Source organism: Sneathiella sp., from assembly GCF_041689005.1.
Classification (GTDB): domain Bacteria; phylum Pseudomonadota; class Alphaproteobacteria; order Sneathiellales; family Sneathiellaceae; genus Sneathiella.
This window is the reverse complement of sequence record NZ_JBDNHC010000181.1, coordinates 1-2,901: the sequence shown is the minus strand read 5'-3', so window position 1 is coordinate 2,901 and position 2,901 is coordinate 1. Positions and strand designations below refer to the sequence as shown.

2 protein-coding genes are annotated in these 2,901 nt (G+C 54.1%); one reads left to right on the top strand and one right to left on the bottom strand.

Features of this window, described 5'->3' with window-relative positions; all coding sequences use genetic code 11:
- Positions 1-2,056, top strand: a 2,056-nt coding sequence (locus ACESNI_RS19425) for an AAA family ATPase (RefSeq protein WP_373090170.1), incomplete at its 5' end; no start/stop codon positions are given.
- 88 nt (positions 2,057-2,144) lie between these two features.
- Here the strand turns inward: ACESNI_RS19425 and ACESNI_RS19420 are convergent.
- Positions 2,145-2,901, bottom strand: a 757-nt coding sequence (locus tag ACESNI_RS19420) for a M23 family metallopeptidase (protein WP_373090167.1), incomplete at its 5' end; no start/stop codon positions are given.

The following is a 2,901-nucleotide window of genomic DNA, read 5'->3' as shown; positions in this document are numbered from 1 at the left end:
GCTTGATCCCGTCATTGGCCGCGACGAGGAAATTCGCCGGACGATACAGGTGTTGTCGCGCCGGACCAAGAATAATCCAGTCCTGATCGGGGATCCCGGTGTTGGAAAGACGGCAATCGTTGAGGGCCTTGCCCGGCGCATCGTCAACGGTGATGTTCCGGAAAGCCTGAAAAACAAAAGACTGATGTCCCTCGATCTGGGGCAGCTTATTGCGGGCGCAAAATATCGCGGTGAATTCGAAGAGCGGCTGAAGGCAGTCTTGTCGGAAGTCTCCGCCACGGGCGGCGAAATCATTCTGTTTATTGATGAGTTGCATACGCTTGTTGGCGCCGGTGCCGCGGAAGGCTCGATGGATGCGTCCAACTTGTTGAAACCGGCGCTCGCACGTGGGGAACTCCATTGTGTCGGCGCCACAACGCTGGATGAATACCGTAAATATATCGAAAAGGATGCGGCGCTTGCCCGCCGGTTCCAGTCGATACTCGTATCTGAGCCGACGGTCGAGGACAGCATTTCGATTTTACGTGGCCTGAAGGAAAAATATGAGCTCCATCACGGCGTTCAGATTGCCGACAGCGCCCTTGTTGCGGCGGCAACCCTTTCGGACCGTTATATCACTAACCGGTTTTTGCCGGACAAGGCAATCGACCTGATGGATGAAGCCGCCAGCCGCCGCCGCATGGAGGTGGATAGCAAGCCTGAGGAAGTGGACGAGCTCGATCGCAGGATCATGCAAATGAAGATCGAGAGTTCAGCGCTGGAAAAGGAAACGGACAAGGCATCCAAAGAGCGGTTGGAGAAGCTGCAGTCCGAACTGGTTGATCTTGAAAAACAGTCTGCCGACCTGACGGAAAGCTGGCAGATGGAGAAAGAGAAACTCAACAGGGCCCAACATGTCAAGGAGCAGCTTGATGAGGCCCGTAACGAGCTTGCGACGTGCCAGCGGCAGGGACAACTGCAAAGGGCAGGCGAATTGGCCTATGGGGTCATCCCGGCGCTGGAGAAGCAGCTTTCGGAGGCAGAGGAGGCTGAAGGGTCTTCCCTTGGCCGCGAAAGCGTGAAAGAGGAGGATATCGCCGGGGTTGTTTCCCGCTGGACCGGTATTCCCGTTGATAAAATGCTGTCAGGCGAACGCGAAAAGCTTTTAAACATGGAAACACAGCTGCGCAAGCGCGTGATCGGTCAGGAAGATGCCCTGAAAGCGGTTTCCAACGCAGTGCGCCGCTCCCGGGCCGGGCTTCAGGACCCGAACCGTCCCATTGGGTCATTCCTGTTCCTGGGGCCAACGGGTGTTGGTAAAACAGAATTGACCAAGGCACTTGCCGAGTTCCTGTTCGATGACGAACATGCCATGATCCGTATGGACATGTCTGAATATATGGAAAAGCACAGTGTCGCGCGTCTGATCGGGGCGCCGCCGGGGTATGTTGGGTATGATCAGGGCGGCGTCATTACTGAGGCCGTTCGTCGTCGGCCCTATCAGGTTATTCTCTTTGACGAGGTGGAAAAGGCCCATCCCGATGTCTTTAATATCTTGCTGCAGGTCCTCGATGACGGACGGTTGACCGATGGTCAGGGACGCACGGTGGATTTCAAGAATACCCTGATCATTCTCACATCCAATCTCGGCAGCGAGTTTCTGTCAACCGGCAATGATGCGGATGATGCCTTGGTGCAGCACAATGTCATGGAGGCTGTCCGCGCAGCGTTTCGACCGGAATTCCTGAACAGGCTCGATGAGCAGATTATCTTCCATCGTCTGACGCGGGAGGATATGAGTGCGATCGTTGATATTCAGCTGTCTCACCTACAGAAATTACTGTTGGGACAGCATATTGAACTCGACCTGGATGCCGCCGCCCATGAATGGCTCGCCGACCGGGGCTATGATCCGGTCTATGGGGCCCGGCCCCTGAAACGGGTTATTCAGCGATCTCTGCAGAATCCTCTCGCCTCCCAAATTCTGGAAGGCGTGATCGGCGATGGCGTCACTGTTAAAATCTCGGCAGGCGAGGACGGGCTGACGATCAATGATGTCCTGGCGGATGCCGCCTAAACCGAGGTGTTAATCGGTAAAAAAAATACGACCGTCGAATAAACGACGGTCGTATTTGTGGGGGGCTCAGCCCAGTTCCGTTTCGCGGTTAATCGCTTAACTTCGCGAGTTTCGTTTCCAGATCTGCTCCGGTAACTTCCTGTCGGATCTCGTCAGCGTAGGCACTGAATGCGGTTAGCATTTTGCCGGTAAGCTTCCGTCCGGCCGGGAGCTTGACGGAAAGCGGGTTGATCTGGCGATTGTTCTTATGAACCTCATAATGCAGATGCGGTCCGGTTGATCGCCCGGTTGTTCCCACATACCCAATAATCTGCCCCTGTTTGACATGTGACCCCTTATGAATGCCTTTGGCAAATTTTTTCATATGGGCGTAGGCGGTCTCATATTCATTGTTATGGCGTATCAGGACATAATTACCGAAACTGCCATAGCGGGACGCCCGTTCAATTACACCATTTCCGGCAGCCATGATCGGTGTTCCCCGACGGGCCCCGAAGTCAACGCCGCGATGCATCTTTGTATAGCCGAGGACCGGATGTTTGCGTTTGCCGAAACCCGATGTCAGGCGTGCGCCGTCTATGGGTGTTCGCATCAGCGACTTTTTGACGCTTCGTCCCTGTTCATCATAATAGTCCGTGAAACCGTCGTCGTCGGTCTTGAACCGATAAAGCGATATTTTTTTACCGCTCAGCGTCATGGAAGCCCAGTGAATGGCACCATCTTTTAAAATGTCGCCATTTTCATCAGAAAACCGTTCAAAATAAACCTCAAAACTGTCGCCGGGCTGGATTTCGCGCTGGAAATCAACGTCGTAACTGAAAATTCGAATGAGATCGACAATGGTT